Consider the following 17,896-nt stretch of genomic DNA (forward strand, 5'->3'; position numbering starts at 1 on the left):
TGCCACCATGCAGCGCATGCCGGAGTTGCGGAAGGCCGCCGACCGACGCGGCCGCTTCGCCGAGGAGCGGGCCGCCGCGGCGCTGGCCGCGGAAGGCTGGCAGGTCCTCGCGCGGCGCGTACGGACGGCGGGCGGGGAGATCGACCTGGTCGCGGAACGCGAGGGGCTGCTGGCCTTCGTGGAGGTGAAGGCCCGCCCGACGCTGGCCGAGGCGGCGCTGTCGCTCGGCAAGGCGCAGCGGCGGCGCCTGGTAGCGGCAGCGGAGATCTGGATGGCGGGCAACCCCGGCCATGGCGAGGCCGGCGTACGGTTCGACGTCATCGTGGTGGACGCGGAAGGCCAGGTGCGGCGGATCGCGGATGCGTTCCGCCTTGGCGACTAGACCCCGCCTCGCGAACCGGGCGCCGGGCCCGGCACCGCAGGAAGGCTTCGGGACGCGTCCGCAACGGGCGCGGAACTGTGACCAGGGGCGCATCCTGCGTTGTTTGATTGCGCCGCGCGGCGGTGCAGCCTGCCCGCGTGTTCCGCCGTGCCGGCGGCGGCAATGCGGGAGGCCACCATGGTCCAGCGCACATGCCGTTCCGTGCGCGGCAGACTGTTGCCTGCCGTCGCCGCTCTTGTCTTCGCCTTCGGCGCCGCCGCCCAGCCCCCCGGCAGCACCGAGCCCAGCGAGCCCCGTGCCGGTACCTGGCGCACCTGGGTGCTGACCTCCGGCAGCCAGTTCCGCCTGCCGCCGCCACCCGACCAGGACGTGACGCGCGGGGAGATCGGCCAGCTCCGCGCCCTGGCGGCGGACCGCAGTCCGGCGGCGCGCGAGCGCATCGCGTGGTGGGAGACCGTCGCGCCGGCCTATCGCTGGAACCAGGTGATGCTGGAGGAGGCGATCAACGCCGGCCTGCCGGCCAATCTCGGCTGGCGCAACCTCGCGGTGCTGCAGACCGCACTGGCCGATGCGATGGTCGCGGCCTGGGACAGCAAACATGCCTACAACCGGCCGCGGCCCGCGACGGTGGAACCGGGCCTCGAGGTGGTCGGCACGACCCCGCCGAGCCCCTCCTACCCCGAGGAGCACGCGGTGGCCGCCGCGGTCGCGGCGGAGGTGCTGACCTACGTCTTCCCGCAGCGCGCGGCACGCTTCGCGCAGATGGCCGACGAGGCCGCGCGGATGCGCCTGCTCGCCGGCGTCGCCTTCCCGAGCGACGTCGCCGCCGGTGCGGCGCTCGGCCGTCAGGTCGCCGCGGCGGCGATCGAGCGCGCCAGGCGCGACCGGTCCGACCAGCCCTGGACAGGCAGCATCCCGCCAGGACCGGGGCTGTGGAACGGGACCAACCCGGTCTTCCCGCAGGCCGCAACCTGGACGACCTGGATCCTGGCCTCGCCCGACGAGTTCCGCCCCCCGCCGCCGCCCGCGCATGACTCGGCCGAGCATGCCGCGGAGATGGCGGCGCTGCGCGCCTACCAGCGGACGCCGCGCAGCAACGCCGCGGCGATGTACTGGGAGGTCGCGGTGGGCGGGCTGCGCAACTACGAATACTGGAACAACCAGGCCGCCAGGCTGCTGCTGGAATACGGCCAGGCCGCCAACGCCCCGCAGGCCGCGCGCGTGCTCGGGCTGCTCAACGCGTCGCTCGCCGATGCCGGCATCGCCTGCTGGGACGCGAAATACACGTATTGGCGCATCCGCCCCTTCCAGTTCGACAGCGAGTTCCGCACGGTCGTGCCGACACCCAACCACCCGAGCTACCCCGCCGCCCATGCCTGCTATTCCATGACGGCGGCGTTGCTGCTGGCGGATCTCTTCCCGCGCGACGCGGAGCGGCTGCAGGCGCTCGGCCGGGAATCCGGGGATTCGCGGATCTGGGCCGGCATCCACTATCCCAGCGACGTCGCGGCCGGCCAGGCGCTGGCGGCGCGCGTCGCCGCGCGCGCGATCGAGCGGGCGCGGGCGGATGTCGCACCGGTGCAGCGGCAGTAGCCCGCGATCGCTCTGAGTGTGCACGCCACGGGCGGGCATACGAAGAGCGTGAATCGCCGGGCCAGAGCAAGCCAGACCAGGATCGGCCTGACGACAGTCAGGACGATTGAGGTCTGGCTCAGCCGCGTCCGGGCACGCGGTGGCGGAAGGCCAGCGCCTCCGCGACATGGATGCGCGCGACGCGCTCCGACGCCGCGAGGTCGGCGATGGTCCGCGCGACGCGCAGCGCGCGGACCTGGCCGCGGGTGGACAGCCGCAGCCGTGTGGCCGCGGTTTCGAGCAGGGTGAGCGCCTCGGCGTCGAGCATCGACTGCAATTCGTCCCAGCCGGCTTCCGCATTGGCGCGGGCGCCGCCGCGGGCGCGGGCGCGCTCGCGCGCGGCGGCGACGCGGGCGGCGACCACGGCCGATCGCTCGCCTATCGGCGCGCGCGCGAGCTCGGCGGGCGCGATGGGCTGCACCTCGATCACGATGTCCATGCGGTCGAGCAGCGGGCCGGAGAGCTTCATCTGGTAGTCCTGCCCGCAGCCCGGCGCCCGCGCGCATTCGCGGCCGGCATCGCCGAGATGGCCGCAGCGGCAGGGGTTCATCGCGGCGACGCACTGGAAGCGCGCGGGGTAGGAGACATGCGCGTTGGCGCGGCTGATGGTGGTGCGCCCGGTCTCCATGGGCTGGCGCAGCGCCTCCAGCGCGGCGCGGGGAAATTCCGGCCATTCGTCGAGGAACAGCACGCCGAGATGCGACAGGCTGATCTCGCCGGGCCTGGCGCGGTGCCCGCCGCCGACCAGCGCTGGGACGGAGGCGGAGTGGTGCGGGTCGCGGAAGGGCGGGCGGCGGATCAGGCGGCCGCCCTGCAGCATGCCGGCGACGGAATGGACCAGCGAGACATCCAGCGCCTCGGCCGGCGTCAGGTCGGGCAGCAGGCCCGGCAGGCGCGCGGCCAGCATGGACTTGCCCGCGCCGGGCGGGCCGACCATCAGCAGGTTGTGCGCGCCGGCGGCGGCGATCTCGATCGCGCGCTTGGCCGATTCCTGGCCGCGCACCTCGGCCAGGTCGGGGCCGCGCCAGGACTCGGGCTCCATCGGCGGCAGCTGCGGCGGCGACAGCAGCTGACGCCCCGTGAGGTGGTTGATCAGGGACGGCAGGTCGGGGGGGGCGAGGACCTCCACCGTGCCGGCCCAGGCGGCTTCCGGCCCCTGCGCGGCGGGGCAGACCAGGCCGAGCTCCCGCGCGCCGGCGGCGATGGCGGCGGGCAGCACGCCGGCGACGGGCGCGAGCGTGCCGTCGAGCGCGAGTTCGCCGAGGGCGGCGAATTCCGCGACCGCGTCGCGCGGCACGATCTCCATCGCGGCGAGCAGGCCGAGCACGAGCGGCAGGTCGAAATGGCTGCCTTCCTTCAGCAGGTCGGCCGGGGCGAGGTTCACGATGACCCGCTTCGGCGGCAGCGACAGGCCGATCGCGGTGAGCGCCGCGCGCACGCGTTCGCGGGATTCGCCCACGGCCTTGTCGGGAAGCCCGACGATGAGGAAGGCCGGCAGCCCCGGCGCGACCTGGACCTGGACCTCGACCGGCACGGCCTCGATGCCGGAGAAGGCGAAGGTCTGGACGCGGGCGATGGCGCTCATCGAACCAAGGGTTGAGGGTTCGGGAAGGAAGCGCAACCCGGAATCTAGCGTGGGCCGTCCAGGACCATCACGTGGCTCGCCGCCGTCTCCCCCACCGCGCGCAGGAAGCCGCGGGCCTCGTAGAAGGCGAAGGCGGCGGCCGGCGCGCGGACGCGCAGCCGCGGCCAGCCCGCGGCCGCCGCGGCGGCGGCGATCGCCCCGACCAGCGCCCCGCCCACGCCATGCCGGCGGGAGGCGCGGCGGACATAGAGCCGCCGCACGCGCCCCGCACGGTCATCGGCGAGGTAGGGATCGCGCGTGAGGCCGCCGATGCCGACCAGCGCGCCGCCGGCAACCGCGACGAACAGCGCTTCGCCCGCGCCGTCGAAGCGCACCGCGCCGCTCTCCCAATCTTCGCGCAGGACCTCGAGCAGGCGTTGGCCGTCCGCCAGCGCATCGGCCGCCAGTTCCTCGAAGCCCGAGGGCAGCCCGGCGACGCGATGGACCAGGAGGGACGGCACGATGCCCATCAGCCGGTCCGTCGGTTGTCGCCGGGGCGCAGCCGCAGGCCCGGGCGGAGGTGGCGGAAGGGCAGCACGGCGGGATCGGCGACGACGGGGCCCGGGGCGGCGGCGATGACGACGGCGGAGGAGATCGGCTGGAAATCCGCGCGGAAATGCACGGACGACTTCAGCGCGAGGATGCGCTGCGAAGCGGGCTCTATCCCGACATGGCGGAACAGGGCCTGGTCATAGGCCTGGGTCTTGCGCGAGGTCACGATCACCGCGACGCCGCCGATGCCGATCAGCGCGGAGGGGCCGAGGTCGCACCAGTTGCCGCCCACCATCGGCCCCGTGCACATGAAGCGCCCGTCGGTCAGCTTCAGCACGCGCGCCTCGACCGACAGCGGCACGCCGTCGGACTTGCCGCCGAGGCTGAGCGACAGCGTGGCGCCTTCGCCGGCGGCGTGGCAGGCCGCCGCGCTCTCGGCATCGTTGATGAGACCGAGCACCGCGCCTTCCGCGCGCTGCGCGATCAGTTCCTTCAGCAGCCCCGTGGTGTCGCCATGGCCGCCGCCGCCGGGATTGTCCTGGGTGTCGGCGATCAGCACGGGGCCGGCGCCGCCGGCGCGCCGCAGCGCCTCTGCGACCGCCTGGTCCGCCGGCAGGATGGGCTGCGCGAAATCCACCTCGCGCAGCTTGAGCTCGCGCAGCAGCGCGTCGGCGGCGGCATCGGCGGCGTCCTGCGTCACGCCATAGGCCGCGAGCGCGCAGCCGCAATCCGCGAAATCGGCGTAGGGAAAGCCGAAGCAGAGCGCGAGCTCGGTCGCGCCGAGCTTCGCCGAGATGGTCTGGCGCGCCGCCATCACCTCCGACATCGGCGGCACCAGCGTGCACTGGCTGGTCAGCGGGATCAGGAAGTCCAGCTGGCGATAGGCCTTCGCGAAGGGCGCGCCGCGCGCGATGCGCGAGAGCAGCAGTTGCATCGCCCGCGCGCCGGCTTCCTTCATGTCGACATGGGGATAGGCGCGGAAGGGCGTGACGAGGTCCGAGTGCTTCACCATCGCAAGCGTCAGGTTGCAATGCGGATCGAGGCTGACGGCGATCGGGAGATCGGGCCCGACGATGGCGCGCAGGCGGCGCAGCAACTCGCCCTCGGCATCGGGGTGGTGCAGCGTCAGCATCGCGCCATGCAGGTCGAGATAGACGCCGTCGAGCCTGCCACCTTCCATCGCGGCCTGGAGATCGGCCAGGATCAGCGCGGAAAGCCGCTCGAAGGCCTCGGCGCTGACGGGACCGGCGGGGTTGGCGAAGGCCCAGGAGAGCGGCAGCAGCGTGACGCCGACGTCTTCGGCCACCTTGATCGCGCCGGCGGACGGCACTGCGGTGTGGCGCAGTTCCTCGATCAGCGTCGCCGGGCGCTGCAGGCGCGGCCAGCCCGAGGGGTCGACGAATTCCGGCCATTCCGTCGTGCGGGGCGCGAAGGAATGCGTCTCGTGGAACATCCCGGCGATGGCGATTCGCATTGTCTAGTCCCTGACGAGGCCCGCGGAGGCAAGCACCGCGTCAGCCAACACCATCAGCCCCGCCTCTGCCCAGCCCGGGGTGATGCTCTCCTCCTCGTTGTGGCTGAGGCCGCCATGGCAGGGCACGAAGAGCATCGCCGCGGGCAGGTGGCGCGCGACATAGACGGCGTCGTGGCCGATCGCCGTCGGCATGTCCCGGTGCGGGATGCCGCGCGCCTTCGCGGCGTCGCGGAGGTTGCCGACCAGCGTGGCGTCGAAGGGCGTCGCCGGTGATATCCAGAAATCCTCGAAGTGGACCTGCACGCCGCGGCGCGCGCCGATCGCCGCGGCCTCGCCGCGCAGGGTGGCTGCCAGCGCTGCCAGCAGGTCCTCGTGGTCGTGGCGGGTGTCGAGGCTGAACCAGACACGGCCCGGCACGACGTTTCGGCTGTCGGGTGAGAGCGTCATGCGGCCGATGGTGGCGCGCGCTCCGGCGGCGAGCGCCGCACGCTCGATCATGGTGGCGCATTCCGCGGCGGCCATCAGCGCGTCGCGGCGGCCTTCCATGCGGCTGCCGCCATGCGCGTCCTCGCCGGTGACGGTGACGTCGAACCAGTGCTGGGCGAGGGCGTGGGTGACGATGCCGCAGTCCAGGCCCTCGCGTTCGAGGATCGGGCCCTGCTCGATGTGGAGCTCGTAATAGGCGCCGAGGCCTTGCAGCAGCGCGGGGTCGGCATCGCCCTTCCAGCCGATGCGCGCGATCTCGTCCCCGAACACCGCGCCGGCGGCGTCGGTCTTGGCGAGGATCTCGGCCTCCGTGAAGATGCCCATGGCAGCGCCGGAGCCCATCATGGGGGGCGAGAAGCGCGCGCCTTCCTCGTTGGTCCAGTTCACCAGCACGACGGGCGCTTCGGTCTGCACGCCGGCCTCGTGCAGCGCGCGCAGGATCTCAAGGCCGGCAAGCACGCCGAGGACGCCGTCGAATTTGCCGCCCGTGGGCTGCGTGTCGAGGTGGCTGCCGATGGCGACGGGCCTGCGGGATGCGTCGCGGCCGGGCCGCACCAGCATCATGTTGCCGAGCCGGTCGAGGGTCAGCGTGGCGCCCGCGGCCTCGGCATGGCGCTGCAGCAGCGCGCGGGCCTGGCCGTCGAGGTCGGTCAGGGTCTGCCGGTTGCAGCCGCCCTTCGGCGTGCCGCCGATCCGCGCATACTCCATCAGGCTGTCCCAGAGCCGCGCGCCGGAGAGCGGGATGTTCGTGGCGGTCATGCCTTCTCGACCCCGCACCACTCCGCCATGCACAGCGCGATGGACTTCGTGATGTCGTGCATGCTGTCGAGCCCGACGCTCTCGTCGATGCCGTGGATCTCCTGCGCGTCGGGGCCGAAGCAGGCAACCGGCGTGCCTTGGTAGAGCGTGAAGAAGCGCCCGTCCGTCAGCCCCGTCGCGGGATATTTCCGAAGCTCCACGCCCGCGACCTCGGCGTAGCTCCGCATCGCCAGCTTCGCGACAGGCGCTTCCATGTCGAAGACGCAGGGATCGGCGTGGAAGCCGCGGAACTCGACCTTCACCTTCGCTCCCCTCAACGCGGCGTCGTCGCGCGCGGTATCCGCGATGCGCAGGATGTCCGCGCGGACCTGGTCCGCGGTGTTGCCCATCATCACGCCAACGCGTAGGCCCAGCGTGGCCCGCGTCGCGACGGAGCTGTTCCACTCCCCGCCCTGGAAGGTTCCGAGATTGACGTTGACCGGATGGTTAACGCCTCGGAAGGACGCGTGGATGTGTTCCGCGCGGTTCATCTCGCGCTCATAGGCCTCGAAGCGCTGCCAGATGGCCATCGCGGCCTCCACCGCGTTGACGCCGGCCTGCTTGTCGCGGACATGGGCGGGCCGGCCGGTGACGGTGACGAAGGCCCAGACCACGCCGACCTCGGCCGAGTAGATCGCGGGCAGGCCGGGGCCGGGCTCAGGGATGATCACGGCGTCCGCCTTCGGCATCGCGACCATGCAGGCCAGGGCGCCGTTGCCGCTGCATTCCTCCTCGATGACCGAGTGCATCTGCACCTCCGCCGCGGGCTGCAGGCCGGCGGCCTTCAGCGCGCGGAAGGCCGTGACGTAGCTCACGATGCCGGCCTTCATGTCGCCGGCGCCGCGGCCATACAGCCGCCCGCCGCGGATCGCGGGCTCGTAGGGCGGCGTGGTCCATTCGTCCTCTGCGCCCTCGGGCACGACGTCCACATGGCCCTGCAGGACGAGCGACCTGCCGGTGGCGTTGCGCGGGCGGTGGACGGCGACCACGTTGTCGCGGCCGGCATAGGGGATCAGCTGGGGCGAGAGGCCGGGGTGGTCCTTCAGCGCGGCCATGTCCACGGGGATACGGCGCGGCGCGAGGCCGAGGCCCTCGTAGATCCGCGCCATCTCGTCCAGCGCCGAGCCCTCGTTGCCGAGGGTGGAGGGGCAGCGCACCAGGCGTTCCAGCGTGGTCAGGCCGTCGGCGCGCAGCGCGTCGCAAGCCTCGAGGATGGCGCGCTTCGCGCCGGGGTCCACGCCCGCCGTCATGACCTGCCTCAGCCCAGTTGCGGCGGGGTCCAGCCCCGGCCGGGGATGCTGTCGAGAAGCTGCTGCGTATAGGGATGCGCGGGGGAACGGAAGACCTGCCCGGTCGGGCCCTGCTCGACGATCGCGCCCTTCTGCATGACCGCGATGCGGTCGCAGACCTGCGCCGCCACCCGCAGGTCATGCGTGATGAAGAGCATGGTGAGCCCGAGCCGCGCCCGGATCTCCGCCAGCAGCGCCAGGACCTGCGCCTGGACCGAGACGTCGAGTGCGCTGACGGGCTCGTCCGCGATCAGCAGTTCGGGCTCCATGGCGAGCGCGCGGGCGATGCCGATGCGCTGGCGCTGCCCGCCGGAGAACTCGTGCGGGAAGCGGTCCATGGCGCCGGGGTCGAGCTGCACCAGGCGCAGCAGGTCCCGCGCGCGGGCCAGCGCGGCCTCGCGCGGGGTGCCGTGGGTGACCGGGCCTTCCGCGATGATCTCGCCGACCTTCCGGCGCGGGTTCAGGGACGCATAGGGGTCCTGGAAGATCATTTGGATGCGCTTGCGATACGGCTTCCAGGCCCCGCGCGAGAGCGGGCGCAGATCCTCGTCATGGAAGCGGATCTCGCCGGCCTCGGGCTGCACCAGGCGGACGACGCAGCGCGCCAGCGTGGACTTGCCGGAGCCGGACTCGCCGACCAGGCCGAGCGTCTCGCCCTTGCGCAGCACGAAGTCGGCGTCGTGGACGGCGGGGATGGTCCTGGACCCGAACCATCCGCCGCGGCGATAGGTCTTGGCCACGCCCCGGGCTTCCAGGACCGTCTCGGTGGTGAGTTGCGCGCGACCGTCCGGCGCGCCATGCGGGACGGCGGCGATCAGTCCCTTGGTGTAGGGGTGGCGGGGGTCGTTCAGGATCTCGCCGGCCGGGCCCTGCTCCACGATGCGGCCGTGCTGCATCACCGCGACGCGGTCGGCGATCTCCGCCACCACGCCGAAATCATGGGTGATGAACATCACGCCGGTGCCGCGGCGCGACTGGATCTCCCGGATCAGGCGCAGGATCTGCATCTGGGTCGTGACGTCCAGCGCCGTCGTCGGCTCGTCCGCGATCAGCAGCCGGGGCTCGAGCGCGAGGGCCGTGGCGATCATCACGCGCTGGCGCTGGCCGCCGGAGAGGCGGAATGGATGCATACGCGCGATCGCCGGGGGGTCGGGCAGGTTCACGGCTTCCAGCAGTTCCGGCACGCGGTCGCGCGCGCGCCGCGCCTCGCCATGGACGGCGAGCGCCTCCGCGATCTGGTCGCCGACGCGCATCAGCGGGTTCAGCGCGGTCATCGGTTCCTGGAAGATCATCGCCATCCGCGCGCCGCGCAGCTTCCGCAGCGCCTCGGGCGAGAGGGCCGTCAGCTCCGTGCCTTCCAGCGCGATGCGGCCGGCACGGCGGGGCAGACCGGGGGGCAGCAGGCCCATCACGGCATTGGCGGTGATCGACTTTCCCGATCCGGACTCGCCGACGACGCAGAGAATCTCGCCGGGGGCGACATGCAGCGTGACGTCCTCGACGGCGTGGCGGCGATCCGCGCCTTCGGGCAGGGCGACGGTCAGGCCCTCGACGGAGAGCAGCGTCATGGCGCGGCACCCCCGCGCTGGCGGGCGAGGCGCGGGTTCAGCGCGTCGGATAGGCCTTCACCGACCAGGTTCAGCGCGAGCACCGTGAGGAAGATCGCGATGCCGGGAAAGACGCTCATCCACCAGGCCAGGCGGATCACGCTGCGGCCGGCGCCGATCAGGAAGCCCCAGGTCATGAGGTTGGGATCGCCGAGGCCGAGGAAGCTCAGCGCGCTTTCCAGCAGGATCGCGGTCGCGACCATCAGCGACGACAGCACGATGATGGGCGACAGCGCGTTGGGCAGGATGTCGCCGACGACGATGGAGAGGCGCGACTTGCCCAGCACCTCGGCGGCCTGGACGAATTCGCGGGACCGCAGCGAGAGGAACTCCGCGCGCACGACGCGCGCGACCGGCGGCCAGGAGACGATTGCGATGGCGAAGACCACTGACGACAGCGTCGGCGTGAAGATCGCGACCAGCAGGATGGCGAGGACGAAGCTCGGGATGGTCTGGAAGAACTCGGTGAAGCGCATGACGAGGTCGTCGGCGATGCCGCCGAGATAGCCCGCGACCGCGCCGAGGGTGACGCCGAGCAGCAGCGCGGCTGCGGTGGAGACCGCGCCGACCAGCAGCGAGATCCGCGCGCCATGCGCGATGCCCGCCGCGACGTCGCGGCCGAGGCTGTCGGATCCCAGCAGCAGCTCCATCTCGCCCGGCGGCATGAAGGGCGCGGCGACCATGTCCCAGGGGCTGCCGGGGAAGAGGATGGGCGCGGTCGCCGCCATCAGCAGGACAAGCACGAGGATGACGAGCCCGACCACGGCCCCCTTGTTGCGCGCGAACCGCTTCCAGAAATCCTTCACCCCGCGACCTCGACGCGCGGATCCACCACGGCATAGAGCAGGTCGGTCACCAGGTTGAACGCGACCACCATCACCGACGTCACGAAGAACACCCCCATCAGCACGGGATAGTCGCGCGCCAGCAGCGCCTCGAAGGCGAGCCGCCCGATGCCGGGCCAGGCGAAGACCGTCTCGACCAGGATCGCGCCGCCGATCAGCTGGCCCGCCTGGATGCCCGCGAAGGTGATCACCGGCAGTAGCGCGTTGCGCAGCACGTGGCGGCGGACCACCTGGCCTTCCGGCACGCCCTTCGCGCGCGCCGTCTTCACGAAATCCTGGTCGGCGACCTCCAGCATCGTCGCCCGCGTCAGCCGCGCATAGACCGCCATGTAGAACAGGCCGAGCGTGAGGGACGGCAGAAGCAGGTGCTTCCCGATGTCGAGCGCGTAGGAGAGGCCGTGCAGGTCGGCGCCCACGGTCTGCATGCCGAAGACCGGCAGCCATTCCAGCCAGACGCCGAAGAACAGCACCAGCATCAGCCCGACCCAGAACAACGGCGTCGCATAGAAGGTCAGCGCAAGCACGGTGATCAGGCTGTCCGCCCAGCGCCCGACGCGCCGCGCCGCCAGCGTGCCGAGCGAGACGCCGGCGACGACAGCGAAGGCGAAGGCCGTGCCGGTCAGCAGCAGCGTCGCGGGAAGCCTCTCCATGATCAGCTTGGCCACGGGCTGCTGCTGCCGGTGGGAGAAGCCGAGATCGAGCGTGAGGATCCCCTTCACATAGAGCCAGAGCTGCACGTAGAGCGGCTGGTCCAGCCCGAATTGCTGGCGAAGCTGGGCGAGGAAACGCTCATCGGCAGCGCCGGACTGGCCGGCGATGACGCTGGCGGGATCGCCCGGGGCGGCGTGGATCAGGAGGAAGTTGCAGACGACGATCGCCAGGATCACGACCGCCGCCTTCACAGCGCGACGCAGCAGGAAGCCGGGAAGCCGCGAGGGGTCCATGGCCTAGCGGGCCGTGCGCAAACCCTCTCCCCCGCTTATGGGGGAGAGGGTTGGGTGAGGGGGACGAGCCGAACGCGGAACGCTGTGGTCAGCCGGTGCATTCCCCCTCACCCATCCCTCTCCCCCCGTCGGGGGGAGAGCGCTTTCCTTGCGCGCCACCCGCCTCAGCTCGCCAGGAACACGTCGTCGAAGCTGCCGTTGGGCCCCGTACCGCCGGTGATGGCGTTGCGGACGCGGCGGTCGTAGATCGTGGGGAAGGCCAGCTCCATCAGCCAGACCTGCGGCACGTCCTGCACCAGGATCTTCTGCACCTCGAAGAAGGCGGCGCGGCGGTCGGCCTCGCTCGCGGCTTCGCGCGCGCGCAGGAACAGCGCGTCGACCTGCGGGTTGGAATAGCCGCCGGTGTTGGTGAAGGTCACGCGCTGGATGTTGGAGCTGACATAGGTCCGCTCCACGCCCAGCGTCGGATCGCCGAACTGATAAACGAAGTTGACCGTCGTCTCGTATTCCCAGTTGCCGACGCGCCGCGCCCAGGCGCCGGCGTCGGTGCTTTCGAGCTCCAGCGCGATGCCGACCTGGCGCAGCGACTGGCGGAGGTATTCCGACAGCCGTGTCCAGACCTCGCCATAGGGCAGCACGAGGTGCTTGATCGTGGCGCGCACGCCTTGCGCATTGGGGCGCAGCCCCGCGGCGTCCAGCAGCTGCTGCGCGGCGCGGGGGTCGTAGCCCTGCAGCTTCGCGTCGGCGTCGTAGAACTTCGTCGTGCTCGCGATCGGGCCGGTCGCGGGCTTGCCGACGCCGAACCACAGGCGCTGGGCGATGAAGTTGCGGTCGATGGCGTGGCTGATCGCGCGGCGGACGCGCGCATCGCCGAGCGGGCCCGCACGGTGGTTCACCTCGATCCACGAGAGCGGCGAGAAGTATTCCCAGCCATCCGTCCGCACCTCGATGTTCGGGCGCTGGCGCAGGCCGGGCACGGCGAAGGGCTCGATGTCGCCCGACGACGTCAGCTGCACCGCGCCGGTTTCCAGCGCGACCTGGCGGGACTGGCTGTCCGGCACGATGCGCCAGATGATGCTGTCGAGATAGGGCTGGCCCGGCTTCCAGTAGTTGTCGAAGCGGTCCATGCGGATGAAGTTGCCGCGCTGCCACTCCGTGAAGCGAAAGGGGCCGGTCCCGACGGGGCGCTGCACCGCCGGCGCGTTGCGGTAGTCCTGCCCGTCGAAGAGGTGCTTCGCCACGATCGCGCAGGCCGTCGCGTCGAACATCAGCAGGAAGGGCTGGAAGGCCCGCTTCAGCGTGATCCGCACGGTATGCGGGTCGGGCGCCGTGCATTCATCGATGAGCTGGAAGATCGCCCGCGCGCGCGGCGCAAGCTCCATGTGGAACTTCATGATGGAGAAGATCACGTCCTCCGCGCTGAACGGGCGGCCGTCGTGGAAGGTCACGTTCTCCTGCAGGCGGAAAACGTATTCGCGCCCGTCCGGGCTGATGGTCCAGGACTTCGCGAGCTCCGGCCGCGGCTCCAGCGTCTGGGAGAAGGTGAGCAGGCCGTTGAAGATCTTCGGCGCCGCGATCAGGGTCGGGCCCTGCTGGTTGACGCCGATCTGCAGCACCGGCGGCTCCGGCTGCAGGATCGTGGTCAGCGTCCCGCCGCGGCGCGGGGCGACGCCCTGCGCCAGCGCGTCGGAGACGCGCATCAGCTTCTGCCCGGCCACGCCGAGCCCAGCCGCGGCCAGCATGCCGCGTCGCGAGATGGTCATTTTGTCCCAGCCTCCCAGACTGTGAGGGAAGGCTAGAACGAGGCCGGGCGCATGGACAAGCCGCGCCCGGGCTTCCTAGGGTCGCGGGATGAAAGCCTTCGCCCATCCCGACCAGGCCCTGCACCAGCCCCGCTGGTTCGTCATGCGCGGCCGCCTCTGCCAGAACTTCGAGGTGGTGGCGCGCGCCGAGGCGCTGCTCGGCGGTCTCTCGGCGCTCGGCATCGCGCCCGAACTGCCGCCTCCGGCGCCGCGGGCGGCGCTGGAGGCGGTGCATCCCGCGGCCTTCCTCGATTTCCTGCGCGACGCGCCGGCGCAATGGGCGGCGCTGCCCGATCCCGGGCCGGAGCTGGTGCCGAACATCCACCCGACGCCGGAGATGCTGGCGCAGGGCGGCCACGCAGGGCCGCATGTGCTGCAGCGCCTCGGCGACTTCACCGCGGATACCTCCTGCCCGATCGGGCCGGGGACCTGGCAGGCGAGCGTGTCGGCGGCGGCCTGCGCGCTCGCAGCAGCCGGGGAGGCGGCGCAGGGGTGGACGGCCTATGCGCTGTGCCGCCCGCCGGGGCACCACACCTATGCCGCGCGAGCCGGCGGGCATTGCTACCTCAACAACGCGGCGATCGCGGTCGAGGCGCTGCGGCGCGCCGGGGCGGCGCGGGTCGCCGTGCTCGACATCGACAGCCACCACGGCAACGGCACGCAGGGCATCTTCTGGGAGCGCGCCGACGTGCTGACGGTCTCCGTGCATGGCGATCCCGACGGCTATTACCCCTGGTATGTCGGGCGCGCGGCGGAACGCGGCGGCGGGGCAGGGGAGGGGTACAACCTCAACCTGCCGCTCGCGCATCGCAGCGGCGACGCAGCCTGGCTGGCGGCGATCGATACGGGGCTTTCCGCTATCCGGGAGTTCGGGGCGGATGCGCTGGTCGTCTCGCTCGGCTTCGACGCGTCGGAGCACGAACCGCTGAACTACCTCAGCGTGACCGAGGCCGGCTTCGCCCGCGCGGCCGATGCGATCTCGGCGCTGAAGCTGCCCGCCGCGATCATCCAGGAAGGCGGCTACAACACGGAACTGATCGGCGCGTTGCTGCAGGCGTTCCTGGGCGCCTGGAGCCGAGCATGAACCGCCAGGTCCGGTTGCGCGCGCGGCCGACGGGCATTCCCCAGGCCGAGCATTTCGAGATCGTCGAGGCGCCGCTGCCGCCCCTGGCCGACGGGCATTTCCGCCTGCGCAACGCGTTCCTGTCGGTGGATCCCGCGATGCGCGGGTGGGTCTCGGCGGTGGCGAACTACTCGGCGCCGGTCGGCATCGGCGAGGTCATGCGCAGCTTCGCCGTGGGCGAGGTCGTGGAGAGCCGCAACAAGTTCTACGCCGTCGGCGACCGGCTCGTCGGCATGTTCGGCTGGCAGCACTATGCCGACAGCGACGGCGCCGACGTCACGCGCCGCGTGCGGGAGGCCGACATCCCGCTCTCGGCGCAGCTCGGCGTCCTCGGGCTGAACGGCGTCACCGCGCTGCTGGGCCTCACGCGCCTCGGCGATCCCCGCGCGGGCGAGACGGTGGTGGTCTCGACCGCGGCGGGCTCGGTCGGCGCGACGGTCGGGCAGATCGCGAAGATCCTGGGCTGCCGGACCGTCGGCATCACCGGCGGTCCGACGAAGGTCGCGCTGTGCCGGGAGGAGTTCGGCTATGACGAGGCGCTGGACTACCGCGCCGAGACGGACCTGGCCGGTGCGATCGCGCGGGCCTGCCCGAAGGGCGTGGACGTCTACTTCGACAACACGGCGGGGGCGGTGAGCGATGCCGTGATGCAGAACCTCGCGGTCGGCGCGCGCGTGGTGATCTGCGGCACGGCGTCGATCAGCTCGTGGGACCCGCCGCCGATGGGCCCGCGCGTGGAGCGCCACCTGCTGGTGAAGCGCGCGCGCATGCAGGGCTTCCTCTATTTCGACCATCTCGACGGGCAGGAGGACGCGATCGACCGGCTCGCGGGCTGGCTGCGGGAGGGGAAGCTGGTCCATCGCGAGGACGTGCTGGAAGGCCTCGACGCCGCGCCGGATGCGATCGCCGGGCTCTACCGCGGGGAGAACCTCGGCAAGCGGGTCATCCGGCTTTGATCAGCGGGCGGCCATGAAGGCGCGCACCTCCGCCTCGCGCGGGATCGGCGCGACGGCGCCGTAGCCCTGGGTGGAGAGGGCCGCGGCGGCGTTGGCGTAGCGCGCGGCGTCCTCGACCTCCTCGCCGGCCAGGCGGCGCGCGAGGAACGCGCCGGCGAATGTGTCGCCCGCGCCCGTCGCGTCCACGGCCGGCACGGGGAAGCCGGGGACGCGCCTGCGGCCCTCCCGCGTCGCGACCAGCACGCCGTCCTTCCCGAGCTTCAGCAGCACCAGCGGGCACAGCCGGAGATAGTGGTCGGCGATGGCGTCGGCGTCCATGAGGCCGGTCAGCGCCTCGGCATCCTCGAGCGAGGGGAAGACGATGTCGGCCATGCCGATCGCGGCTTCGATGCAGGCGCGGGCGCGCGCCAGAGGCCAGAGGCGGAGGCGGAGGTTCGTGTCGAAGCTGACGGTGACCTGCGCGCCGCGCGCGACCTCCATCGCGCGGAAGGCGGCGTCGCAGGAGGTCTCGGAGATGCCGAGCGTGATGCCCGACAGATGCAGGGCCCTCGCCCGGGTGACCGCGTCCTCCGGCAGGTCGGACGGCGCGTAGCGTGCCGCCGCGCTGCCCTTGCGGTGGAAGGTGAAGTGGTGGCCGCGCTCGTCATGGCTGACGAAGTAGATCCCCGTGGGCGCCTCGCGATGCGTCGGCACCAGGCTGTCGTCCACGCCCTCGGCCTTCCAGAGGCGGCGGAATTCCTCGCCGGCCCTGTCGGCGCCGAGCGCGGTCAGCATGCCGACCTTCGCGCCGCTGCGCCTCGCGGCGATGGCGGCGTTGGACGCATCGCCGCCGTGACCTTCCAGGTACAGGCGGCGCCCGTCGCCACCGTCGGGCTGCTGGTTGAACTCCAGCATGGGCTCCCCAAAGCAAAGCAGGTCGCTCATGCCTGCCTCAGCCCCAGCGCGTCGCGGGCGGCCTGCTCCACCGCCGCGCGGTCGCCCCGCGCGAGCAGGCCCTCGTCCACCAGCCTGCCGCCGATGCCGACGAAGGCCGCACCCGCGGCAAGGTAGTCCGGCGCGTTGCGCGCATCCACGCCGCCCGTCGGGCAGAAGGCGACGCCGGGGAAGACGCTGCGCAGCGCCTTGATGTGCGCGGGACCGCCGGCGGACGACGCCGGGAAGACCTTCACCACGTCCGCCCCCGCCGCGAGCGCCGCGCGCACCTCGGTCGGCGTCATCGCGCCGAGCATCGCCGCCGCGCCGCGCGCGTGCGCGGCGTCGGCGACCGCGGCATCCACCCAGGGTGCCACGAGGAAGCGCGCGCCGGCATCGAGGCAGGCCTCCGCCGCCGCGCGGTCGGGCACGGTGCCGGCGCCGACCAGCAGCGACGGGTCGGCGGCCAGTCGCCGGATCAGGCCGGGGGCGTCGGGCACCGTCATCGTGATCTCGAAGACCGAGATGCCGACCCCGCGGAGCCACTCTACGGCGCGCTCGGCGAGCTCCGCCCTGGTTGTGCGGACCACCGGCACGACGCGCGCGGCCTGTAGCCGGGGGATCAGCTCATGCATGGTCGTCTCCGATCAGGCGTGCCGCGCGGCGCACCGCGTCGAGCCGCGCGGCACGGGCCGGCGCAGGGGGCGCCAGCAGCGCGGCGGTGCTGGCCAGCGACTGCGCCAAGGCGAAGGGCAGAAAGGCGCCGGGGTCGCCTGGCGTTCCCTCCGGCGGGCCCTCGCAGCGCAGAAGCAGGCCCGCGGCGGCGGCGAGCGGCGAGGCGGCACGGGTGACGGCGATGACGGTGGCACCCGCGCCGGCCGCGACGCGCGCGGCGGCGACGAGGTCGCGCTCCGCGCCCGATCGCGACAGGCAGACCACCGCCGCGTCGCTGTCGAGCGAGGCCGCGACCAGCCCCTGCATCGCCCCGTCCAGCCGCGCCGCGACGCCGCGGCAGGTGCCGAGCAGCGCCTGCTCGAGGTGCAGCGCGGCGGGGTTGGCGGTGCTCGCCGCCCAGACCTCGATCCGCGCGGCGCGCAGCAGGACGAGCGCGGCGCGGGCCATCGCCTCGCCATCCAGCGCGCGGCGGGCGGCCTCCAGCGCGGCGATGCCGGAATCGAGGACGGCGGAGGCGGCCTCGGCGGCGGGGATGCCGGCGACCGGGCGGGCGCGGCGCGGCAGCCCGGACTCCGCGCGCACCACGGCCAGGCGCAGCTCGCTGAAGCCATCGAGCCCGATGGCGCGGCAGAAGCGGATGACGGTCGGCTCGGAGACGCCGGCGGCCCGGGCGACGGAGGCGACGGTCGCCCCGGGCATGGCGGCGGCATCGGCCTCGACCAGGGCTGCGACCTTCAGCTCCGCCGGGGTCAGGCGTTGCCGCGCGGCGGCGATGCGGTCCTGCAGCGGAGCCTCCATGGGCGGAGGCTAGCGAATGATGCGCGGCGGCGGTATCGCCGAAGCGGTGAACCGGAC

Annotated in this window: 16 protein-coding genes; 4 read left to right on the top strand and 12 right to left on the bottom strand. The window is 72.6% G+C overall.

The genetic code is table 11. From position 1 onward, the window contains the following. Window positions 1-7 precede the first annotated feature (7 nt). Both ACLF3M_RS18530 and ACLF3M_RS18535 read left to right on the top strand, forming a co-directional pair. Window positions 8-382, top strand: coding sequence for a YraN family protein (locus tag ACLF3M_RS18530; RefSeq protein WP_430658452.1), 375 nt, complete (start codon window positions 8-10; stop codon window positions 380-382). A gap of 201 nt (window positions 383-583) precedes the next feature. After that, window positions 584-1,975 (top strand): phosphatase PAP2 family protein, encoded by a 1,392-nt coding sequence (locus ACLF3M_RS18535; RefSeq protein WP_430658453.1) that lies wholly within the window; start codon window positions 584-586, stop codon window positions 1,973-1,975. A 118-nt stretch (window positions 1,976-2,093) separates the two neighbouring features. Here ACLF3M_RS18535 and ACLF3M_RS18540 read toward each other — a convergent pair whose 3' ends face one another. From ACLF3M_RS18540 to ACLF3M_RS18580, 9 genes are all read right to left on the bottom strand, one after another. Further along, window positions 2,094-3,599, bottom strand: a complete 1,506-nt coding sequence (locus ACLF3M_RS18540; RefSeq protein WP_430658454.1) for a YifB family Mg chelatase-like AAA ATPase — start codon at window positions 3,597-3,599, stop codon at window positions 2,094-2,096. 44 nt (window positions 3,600-3,643) lie between these two features. Beyond that, the gene (locus ACLF3M_RS18545) at window positions 3,644-4,108 is read right to left on the bottom strand and encodes a GNAT family N-acetyltransferase (protein ID WP_430658455.1); all 465 of its coding nucleotides are present in this window, start codon (window positions 4,106-4,108) and stop codon (window positions 3,644-3,646) included. Continuing rightward, window positions 4,108-5,604 (bottom strand): M81 family metallopeptidase, encoded by a 1,497-nt coding sequence (locus tag ACLF3M_RS18550; RefSeq protein WP_430658456.1) that lies wholly within the window; start codon window positions 5,602-5,604, stop codon window positions 4,108-4,110. The genes ACLF3M_RS18545 and ACLF3M_RS18550 overlap by 1 nt, the downstream gene beginning before the upstream one ends. 3 nt (window positions 5,605-5,607) lie before the next feature. Beyond that, window positions 5,608-6,849, bottom strand: coding sequence for a Zn-dependent hydrolase (locus tag ACLF3M_RS18555; protein ID WP_430658457.1), 1,242 nt, complete (start codon window positions 6,847-6,849; stop codon window positions 5,608-5,610). Continuing rightward, window positions 6,846-8,138, bottom strand: coding sequence for an ArgE/DapE family deacylase (locus ACLF3M_RS18560; protein ID WP_430658458.1), 1,293 nt, complete (start codon window positions 8,136-8,138; stop codon window positions 6,846-6,848). Before ACLF3M_RS18560 ends, ACLF3M_RS18555 begins: the two co-directional genes overlap by 4 nt. Window positions 8,139-8,146: 8 nt before the next feature. Further along, window positions 8,147-9,745 (bottom strand): ABC transporter ATP-binding protein, encoded by a 1,599-nt coding sequence (locus ACLF3M_RS18565; RefSeq protein ID WP_430658459.1) that lies wholly within the window; start codon window positions 9,743-9,745, stop codon window positions 8,147-8,149. Then, entirely contained in the window at window positions 9,742-10,590 is an 849-nt protein-coding gene (locus tag ACLF3M_RS18570; RefSeq protein ID WP_430658460.1) for an ABC transporter permease, read from the bottom strand. The genes ACLF3M_RS18565 and ACLF3M_RS18570 overlap by 4 nt, the downstream gene beginning before the upstream one ends. Continuing rightward, window positions 10,587-11,573, bottom strand: coding sequence for an ABC transporter permease (locus tag ACLF3M_RS18575; protein WP_430658461.1), 987 nt, complete (start codon window positions 11,571-11,573; stop codon window positions 10,587-10,589). Before ACLF3M_RS18575 ends, ACLF3M_RS18570 begins: the two co-directional genes overlap by 4 nt. A 164-nt stretch (window positions 11,574-11,737) precedes the next feature. After that, the gene (locus ACLF3M_RS18580; RefSeq protein WP_430658462.1) at window positions 11,738-13,336 is read right to left on the bottom strand and encodes an ABC transporter substrate-binding protein; all 1,599 of its coding nucleotides are present in this window, start codon (window positions 13,334-13,336) and stop codon (window positions 11,738-11,740) included. Window positions 13,337-13,424: 88 nt separating this feature from the next. On the opposite strand from ACLF3M_RS18580, the gene ACLF3M_RS18585 reads away from it, so the two are divergent. Together ACLF3M_RS18585 and ACLF3M_RS18590 are read left to right on the top strand one after the other, a co-directional pair. Then, window positions 13,425-14,459 carry a histone deacetylase family protein gene (locus tag ACLF3M_RS18585; RefSeq protein WP_430658463.1) on the top strand — a complete coding sequence of 345 codons (1,035 nt, stop codon included), beginning with the start codon at window positions 13,425-13,427 and terminating at the stop codon, window positions 14,457-14,459. Beyond that, window positions 14,456-15,454 (top strand): NADP-dependent oxidoreductase, encoded by a 999-nt coding sequence (locus ACLF3M_RS18590; protein WP_430658464.1) that lies wholly within the window; start codon window positions 14,456-14,458, stop codon window positions 15,452-15,454. The genes ACLF3M_RS18585 and ACLF3M_RS18590 overlap by 4 nt, the downstream gene beginning before the upstream one ends. Here ACLF3M_RS18590 and ACLF3M_RS18595 read toward each other — a convergent pair whose 3' ends face one another. The 3 genes from ACLF3M_RS18595 to ACLF3M_RS18605 are packed head-to-tail and all read right to left on the bottom strand — an operon-like array spanning window position 15,455 to window position 17,839. Continuing rightward, window positions 15,455-16,378 carry a sugar kinase gene (locus tag ACLF3M_RS18595; RefSeq protein ID WP_430658465.1) on the bottom strand — a complete coding sequence of 308 codons (924 nt, stop codon included), beginning with the start codon at window positions 16,376-16,378 and terminating at the stop codon, window positions 15,455-15,457. It lies immediately after the preceding gene. After that, window positions 16,375-17,001: a bifunctional 4-hydroxy-2-oxoglutarate aldolase/2-dehydro-3-deoxy-phosphogluconate aldolase gene (locus tag ACLF3M_RS18600; RefSeq protein ID WP_430658466.1), complete on the bottom strand. Its 627-nt coding sequence runs from the start codon at window positions 16,999-17,001 to the stop codon at window positions 16,375-16,377. The genes ACLF3M_RS18595 and ACLF3M_RS18600 overlap by 4 nt, the downstream gene beginning before the upstream one ends. Continuing rightward, window positions 16,994-17,839 carry a MurR/RpiR family transcriptional regulator gene (locus tag ACLF3M_RS18605; RefSeq protein ID WP_430658467.1) on the bottom strand — a complete coding sequence of 282 codons (846 nt, stop codon included), beginning with the start codon at window positions 17,837-17,839 and terminating at the stop codon, window positions 16,994-16,996. The genes ACLF3M_RS18600 and ACLF3M_RS18605 overlap by 8 nt, the downstream gene beginning before the upstream one ends. Window positions 17,840-17,896: the final 57 nt, after the last annotated feature.

This window comes from Falsiroseomonas sp. HW251 (assembly GCF_050563545.1).
In the GTDB taxonomy this organism is placed as follows: domain Bacteria; phylum Pseudomonadota; class Alphaproteobacteria; order Acetobacterales; family Acetobacteraceae; genus Falsiroseomonas.

Coding starts and splice junctions, on each gene's coding strand:
- ACLF3M_RS18530 (WP_430658452.1), top strand. CDS start 8: ATGCAGCGCATGCCGGAGTTGCGGAAGGCCGCCGACCGACGCGGCCGC.
- ACLF3M_RS18540 (WP_430658454.1), bottom strand. CDS start 3,599: ATGAGCGCCATCGCCCGCGTCCAGACCTTCGCCTTCTCCGGCATCGAG.
- ACLF3M_RS18545 (WP_430658455.1), bottom strand. CDS start 4,108: ATGGGCATCGTGCCGTCCCTCCTGGTCCATCGCGTCGCCGGGCTGCCC.
- ACLF3M_RS18550 (WP_430658456.1), bottom strand. CDS start 5,604: ATGCGAATCGCCATCGCCGGGATGTTCCACGAGACGCATTCCTTCGCG.
- ACLF3M_RS18555 (WP_430658457.1), bottom strand. CDS start 6,849: ATGACCGCCACGAACATCCCGCTCTCCGGCGCGCGGCTCTGGGACAGC.
- ACLF3M_RS18560 (WP_430658458.1), bottom strand. CDS start 8,138: ATGACGGCGGGCGTGGACCCCGGCGCGAAGCGCGCCATCCTCGAGGCT.
- ACLF3M_RS18565 (WP_430658459.1), bottom strand. CDS start 9,745: ATGACGCTGCTCTCCGTCGAGGGCCTGACCGTCGCCCTGCCCGAAGGC.
- ACLF3M_RS18575 (WP_430658461.1), bottom strand. CDS start 11,573: ATGGACCCCTCGCGGCTTCCCGGCTTCCTGCTGCGTCGCGCTGTGAAG.
- ACLF3M_RS18580 (WP_430658462.1), bottom strand. CDS start 13,336: ATGACCATCTCGCGACGCGGCATGCTGGCCGCGGCTGGGCTCGGCGTG.
- ACLF3M_RS18585 (WP_430658463.1), top strand. CDS start 13,425: ATGAAAGCCTTCGCCCATCCCGACCAGGCCCTGCACCAGCCCCGCTGG.
- ACLF3M_RS18590 (WP_430658464.1), top strand. CDS start 14,456: ATGAACCGCCAGGTCCGGTTGCGCGCGCGGCCGACGGGCATTCCCCAG.
- ACLF3M_RS18595 (WP_430658465.1), bottom strand. CDS start 16,378: ATGAGCGACCTGCTTTGCTTTGGGGAGCCCATGCTGGAGTTCAACCAG.
- ACLF3M_RS18600 (WP_430658466.1), bottom strand. CDS start 17,001: ATGCATGAGCTGATCCCCCGGCTACAGGCCGCGCGCGTCGTGCCGGTG.
- ACLF3M_RS18605 (WP_430658467.1), bottom strand. CDS start 17,839: ATGGAGGCTCCGCTGCAGGACCGCATCGCCGCCGCGCGGCAACGCCTG.